This is a genomic window from Burkholderia sp. MSMB1498 (genome assembly GCF_001526245.1).
Taxonomy (GTDB): Bacteria; Pseudomonadota; Gammaproteobacteria; order Burkholderiales; family Burkholderiaceae; genus Burkholderia; species Burkholderia savannae.
Genome location: NZ_LOYJ01000068.1, coordinates 1 through 6,059 on the forward strand (window position 1 = coordinate 1; position 6,059 = coordinate 6,059).

General features: G+C 66.4%; 4 protein-coding genes and 1 pseudogene. 4 read left to right on the top strand and 1 reads right to left on the bottom strand.

The window, feature by feature from the left end:
- Positions 1–115: 115 nt before the first annotated feature.
- From WS91_RS15220 to WS91_RS15235, 4 genes and pseudogenes are all read left to right on the top strand, one after another.
- On the top strand, positions 116–1,663 hold the full coding sequence (locus WS91_RS15220) for a UxaA family hydrolase (protein ID WP_059670537.1): 1,548 nt from the start codon (positions 116–118) through the stop codon (positions 1,661–1,663).
- 185 nt (positions 1,664–1,848) lie between these two features.
- A complete protein-coding gene (locus tag WS91_RS15225) occupies positions 1,849–3,192 on the top strand; it encodes an MFS transporter (RefSeq protein WP_059670538.1) in 1,344 nt (447 codons plus the stop codon).
- Complete coding sequence (gene hpaI, locus WS91_RS15230) at positions 3,161–3,955, top strand: 4-hydroxy-2-oxoheptanedioate aldolase (protein WP_059670539.1); 795 nt, start codon at positions 3,161–3,163, stop codon at positions 3,953–3,955. Before WS91_RS15225 ends, hpaI begins: the two co-directional genes overlap by 32 nt.
- A gap of 174 nt (positions 3,956–4,129) precedes the next feature.
- A pseudogene (locus tag WS91_RS15235) lies at positions 4,130–4,849 on the top strand (IS5 family transposase); the annotation flags it as partial.
- A gap of 181 nt (positions 4,850–5,030) precedes the next feature.
- Here WS91_RS15235 and WS91_RS33310 read toward each other — a convergent pair.
- Positions 5,031–5,840: an IS5 family transposase gene (locus WS91_RS33310; protein ID WP_082758206.1), complete on the bottom strand. Its 810-nt coding sequence runs from the start codon at positions 5,838–5,840 to the stop codon at positions 5,031–5,033.
- Positions 5,841–6,059 lie beyond the last annotated feature (219 nt).

Genomic DNA, 6,059 nt, shown 5'->3' on the forward strand with positions numbered 1-6,059 from the left:
CCGAAGCCGAAGCCGAAGCCGAAGCCGAAGCCGAAGCCGAAGCCGAAGCCGAAGCCGAAGCCGAAGCCGCAACCCACGTCGGCGCGCCCCGCCGACAAAGAACGAAGGAGCAGGAATGTCGCAGCAACGCCCGGCAGGCGCCGGTCCCCTGATCCGGCTGCACGCGGCCGACAACGTGCTGATCGCGCGCGACGCGCTGTCGCTTGGCCAGACGCTCGCGCTCGACGGCGTCGCGGTGCGGATTCGCGCGCAGGTGCCGCCCGGCCACAAGGTCGCGGCCGCGCCGATCGCGCGCGGCGAGCCGATCCGCAAGTACGACGCCGTGATCGGCCGTGCGGCGCGCGACATCGCGCCGGGCGAGCACGTGCACACGCACAACGTCGAGCTCGTCGATTTCGCGCGCGATCCGGGCTTCGGCCTCGACGTGCAGCCCGTCGACTACGTGGCCGCCGCCGAGCGCGCGACGTTCGACGGCATCGTGCGCCCGGACGGGCGCGTCGCGACGCGCAACTTCATCGGCATCCTCGCGTCGGTGAACTGCTCGGCGACCGTAATCCGGCAGATCGCCGCGCGATTCACGCAAGAGCGGCTCGCCGCGTTCCCGAACGTCGACGGCGTCGTCGCGTTCGCGCAGACGAGCGGCTGCGGGATGTCGTCGCCGAGCGAGCATTTCGACGTGCTGCGCCGCACGCTCGCGGGCTATGCGCGCCATCCGAATCTCGCAGGGGTCCTGATCGTCGGACTTGGTTGCGAGCGCAACCAGGTCGCGGATCTGATCGCGTCGCAAGGGCTCGACACGGGCCGGCTGATGCGCACGCTCGTGATGCAGGAGATGGGCGGCACGCGCGCGACGATCGAAGCGGGCGTCGCCGCGATCGAAGCGATGCTGCCCGCCGCGAACGACGTCGTGCGGCGGCCGGTGCCGGCGAGCCATCTGAAGATCGGCCTCGAATGCGGCGGCTCCGACGGCTTTTCCGGCATCACCGCGAACCCCGCGCTCGGCGCGGCGATGGATCTGCTCGTGCGGCACGGCGGCACCGCGATCCTGTCGGAGACGCCCGAGATCCACGGCGTCGAATACATGCTGACGCGCCGCGCGGTGTCGCCGGAAGTCGGCCGCAAGCTGCTCGAGCGCCTCGCGTGGTGGGAACGCTACACGCGCGGCCACAACGGCCAGTTCAACGGCGTCGTCGGCCCCGGCAACCAGCAGGGCGGCCTTGCGAACATCTTCGAGAAATCGCTCGGCTCGGCGATGAAGGGCGGCACGACGCCGTTGCAGGCCGTCTACGAATACGCGGAGCCGATCGATCGCGCGGGCTTCGTGTTCATGGATTCGCCGGGCTACGACCCGGTGGCCGTCACCGGACAGATCGCGAGCGGCGCGAACCTGATCTGCTTCACGACGGGCCGCGGCTCGATGTTCGGCTCGAAGCCCGCGCCGACGCTCAAGCTCGCGAGCAACACGCCGATGTTCGAGCGGCTCGGGGAGGACATGGACATCAACTGCGGGCGGATTCTCGACGGCGAGCGCACGGTCGAGGAGATGGGGCGCGAGATCTTCGAGCACATCCTGCGCGCGGCGTCCGGCGCGCGGACGAAGAGCGAATTGCTCGGGCTCGGCGATCACGAGTTCGTGCCGTGGCATCTCGGGATCGTCAGCTAGGCGGCGCGGCGCGGCGAACGGTCGGTGCGGCGGCGAATCGGCAAGGCGACAAGGCGGCAAGGCGACCGAGCGGTCGAGCGGCAAATCGGCAAATCGGCAAATCGGTAAAGCGGTAAAGCGGTAAAGCGGTAAAGCGAATACGCGGCGAAGTACGCGAAGCATCAAGACAATCTCGGAGACACACCATGCAGCACACCCCGCAACGCGGCACGCGCTCGAACGTGCGCTGGATCGTCGCCGGCCTGATGTGGGCGGCGATCGCGATCAACTATATCGACCGCACCGTGCTGTCGGCCGCCGCGCCGCACATCCAGAAGGAATTCCATCTGGGCCCGGTCGAGATGGGCATCGTGATGTCGGCGTTCTTCTGGTCGTACGCGCTGCTGCAATTGCCGGCCGGCATGCTCGCCGATCGCTGCGGGCAGAAGAAGGTGCTCGGCTTCGCGGTGTTGTGGTGGTCGCTCGCGACCGCGGTGACGGGGCTGTCGAACGGCTTCAAGTCGCTTGTCGCGCTGCGCGTCGCGCTCGGCGTCGGCGAGGCGGGCGCGTACCCGAGCAACGCGGGCATCACCGCGCGCTGGTTTCCGAAGGCGGAGCGCGCGACGGTGGCCGCGATCTTCGACAGCGGCTCGAAGCTCGGCAGCGCGATCGCGCTACCGCTGATCGCGTGGCTGATCGCGGCGTTCGACTGGCGCGTCACGTTCGCGGCGACGGGCGCACTCGGCATCGTCTGGGGCGCGGCGTGGTTCGTCGTGTTCAAGGATTCTCCCGCGCGGCACAAGCGCGTGAACGCGGCCGAGCTCGCGCACATCCGCGGCGGGCAGCCTGCCGCGCGCACGGACGCCGGCGCGCCGCGCATGCCGTGGTATCGGCTGCTCGCGCACCGCAACGTCTGCGCGATGTGCATCGGCTTCTTCATGATCAACTACAACTCGTACTTCTTCATCACGTGGCTGCCGACCTATCTCGTCAAGGAGCGCGGGATGGGGCTGATGGAGATGGGCTTCATGGCGTCGCTGCCGCTGTTCGTGTCGATGTTCGTCGAGGTGCTCGCGGGCTGGGCGTCGGACCGCGTTCATGCGTCGGGCCGGCTGTCGCTGACCGCGACGCGCAAGCTGTTCCTCGTCGTCGGCCTCGTGATGGCGTCGAGCATCGGGCTCGCCGCGTTCGCGCAGTCGGCGGCGCTCGCGGTGTTTCTGCTGTGCGTGGCGAAATCGGGGATGACCGTCGCCGCGTCGCAGGTGTGGGCGCTGCCCGCGGACGTCGCGCCGGGCAACTCCGTGTCGATGGTGGCCGGATTGCAGAACATGGTGTCGAACCTCGGCGGCGTCGTCGGGCCGATCGTCACGGGCGCGATCGTCGGCGCAACCGGCTCGTTCATGCCCGCGCTCGTGTTTTCTGCCGCGCTGATCGGCGTCGCGATCGTCAATTACCTGTTCCTGCTCGGCAAGGTCGAGCCCATCGTTTTCAACCGCAACGTTTCCGGACCGGCTCTTCATGAACGCAACAACGTCAACGCCCGCACTTAATCCCTTCAAGGCCGCGCTCGCCGGCAAGCGCCGGCAGATCGGCTTCTGGCTCGCGATGAGCGACCCGTATCTCGCCGAAGTGAGCGCGACGGCCGGTTTCGACTGGCTGCTGATCGACGGCGAGCACGCGCCGAACGACGTGCGCAGCATCCTCGCGCAGTTGCAGGCCGTCGCGCCGTATCGCGCGGAGCCGATCGTGCGCCCCGTGACGGGCGACCCCGCGCTCATCAAGCGCCTGCTCGACATCGGCGCGCGCACGCTGCTCGTGCCGATGGTCGACACTGCCGACGACGCGCGCGCGCTCGTCGCCGCGGTTCGCTATCCGCCGCGCGGCGTGCGCGGCGTGGGCAGCGCGGTCGGCCGCGCGTCGCGCTGGAGCGCGCGCACCGATTATCTCGACATCGCGGACGACGAGGCCTGCCTGCTCGTGCAGGCGGAGACCGTGACCGCGCTCGCGAACCTCGAAGCGATCTGCGAGGTCGACGGTGTCGACGGCGTGTTCATCGGCCCGGCCGATCTCGCGGCGTCGATGGGGCATCGCGGCGATCCCGCGCATCCGGACGTGCGGCGTGCGATCGAGGCGGCGATCCGGACGATCGTCGCTTCGGGGAAGGCGGCGGGCACGCTGACGTCGGAGCCGGCGCTCGCGCGGCGCTATCTCGATCTCGGCTGCACGTTCGTCGCGGTCGGCGTCGACATCCTGATGTTCGCCGGCGGCGCGCGCAGGCTGGCGGGCGCGTTTCTCGGAGGCGCGGAGGGGTGAGGAGGACGATTGCTCGGAGCGTCTTGCGTTGCGCGTCGTGCATGGTGCAGCGTTCGACGCACGACGCACGACGCACGACGCGTTCCATGCGTCGCGGCTCTATCAGGCTGTTGAAATTGGATACGGTGTAAACGAGCGCTGTGGGCGGTGCGTTAGAGATATCGTGTTCATGATCTCGAAACGTTCTTTACCGAAGTCATGAGTTTGGCCGACAAGCAAGGGCTGCTCTCCAGAGAACACTTCTCGGTGGATGGCACGCTGATCCAGGCATGGGCCAGCCACAAGAGCTTCCGGCGCAAGGACGGTTCGGACGATCCGCCGGCCGGCGGTGGCCGCAATGTCGGCACCGACTGGAAGGGCAAGCGGCGCAGCAACGACACGCATGAATCGAGCACCGATCCGGATGCGCGCCTGTTCCGCAAGGGTAGGCAAAGCGGAGTCATCCTTTGTTATCAGGGGCACATCCTGATGAAGAACCGCTCGGGCTTAGTGGTCAGCGCCGTGGTCAGCCACGCCGACGGTTTCGGCGAACGCGCGAGTGCATTGCGCCTGCTCGACTGCGTGCCGGGTCGTCACGCCAAGACGCTCGGCGCCGACAAGGCTTACGACATGCGCGACTGCCGAGCGCGTAAGGTGACGCCACACGTCGCGCGCAACGACGCGCATCAAGGCGGCAGCGCGATCGACGGCCGCACCTCTCGGCACGTCGGCTATGGCATTAGCCAAGTGATTCGCAAGCGCATCGAAGAGCACTTCGGCTGGGGCAAGAGCGTCGACAGGATTCGACAGACCGCGTATCGCGGCATCAAGCGAGTCGACCAGCACTTCAAGCTGACGATGCTGGCGAGCAACCTGACTCGAATGGCTCGAATACTGGCAGCGGTGCCCAAGGGGCAATGCGATGAGCCGCCCAAGCGCAGCCGTTGCGCGGCAACGCGCCGGCCGGCCCGCTCGCAAGCGGGGCGTCCGGCACGATCCATCGGCAACTCAGCGGCCAATCGCATACGAAACCCTTTTAAACAGTGCCCCGATCGTCAAAACAAGGCGCTTTTCAACGCCCTCATAGAAGAGCCTGTTATGAACCTAGATGAATGAAGTCGATGATTTTGGGCAGCATTAGACAGGTGAAGGCGAGGAAATGGAATCCGGCCAGCGTGTGAGGCAAGCGTTTACCGTCGCGCGCGAGGCGTCGAAAGCGCGCAGCCCATGAGAAGCTGCGCTCGACCACCCAGCGTCTGGGCAGCAACACGAAACCGCGCTTGGCCTCGGTGTGCTTGAGCACCTCCAACTCAATGCCGTGGCTTTGTGCTACCTGACGAGCCGCTTCGCCTGTATAGCCCTGATCCACGTGCGCAAGCGCCACGCTCTGGCCGGTCAATTCTTGTACCGCATGGGCCAATTGCTCGACCTGTGTGCGATCCTGCTCATTGGCCGGTGTCACATGCAGTGCCAGCAACTGATCCGGAGTATCGACCGCCAGATGCACTTTCGAACTCTTGGGGCGCTTCGCGCGGTCGTAGCCGGTGCGCGAGCCGGATTCCGGTGTCGATTGCAATGTACGGCTGTCCAGGATCGTGGCACTGGGTTGCGCTTTGCGTCCATCGCACACGCGCAACGGTTCTCGCAGATCATGCACGTTCGCCTCGAAACAGTCCGCTCGCATCCAGCGCTGCGTCTGTTGATAGACCGCTTCCCACGGGGGCAGGTCATTAGGCAACATGCGCCACGGCGCGCCGCTTCTGATCAGCCAGCGCAGCGCATTGAAGACCTCGCGAAGCTCGTGGCGGCGTTGTTCGCTGTCTTCTCGCACCAGCGCCAGATACGGCACAACGAACGACCATTCTTCGTCGCTGACATCGCTCGGATAAGGCTTGCGGGTTTTCATCCCGACATCTTGTCTTATCGGCGGCAAAGTTCATAACACCCTCTAGCCATTGGCGGATTTGACCAGTGGCATATTCAAAGTGAAACGCAGGTGATGTTTGTTTTCATCGTGCCGGTTCTTATCGCGGCTGTTGGAGTCATCCGTAAGCGCCTCGCGAAGGCCGTCCGCAATCCGGCGCGCACGTGAGGCATGATTGGTTATCGAGCGCTCGTGTTGGCC

Bases quoted from the DNA above. Each gene is read 5' to 3' on its own strand.
- WS91_RS15220 (WP_059670537.1), top strand. From the start codon at position 116: ATGTCGCAGCAACGCCCGGCAGGCGCCGGTCCCCTGATCCGGCTGCAC.
- WS91_RS33310 (WP_082758206.1), bottom strand. From the start codon at position 5,840: ATGAAAACCCGCAAGCCTTATCCGAGCGATGTCAGCGACGAAGAATGG.
- WS91_RS15225 (WP_059670538.1), top strand. From the start codon at position 1,849: ATGCAGCACACCCCGCAACGCGGCACGCGCTCGAACGTGCGCTGGATC.
- hpaI (WP_059670539.1), top strand. From the start codon at position 3,161: ATGAACGCAACAACGTCAACGCCCGCACTTAATCCCTTCAAGGCCGCG.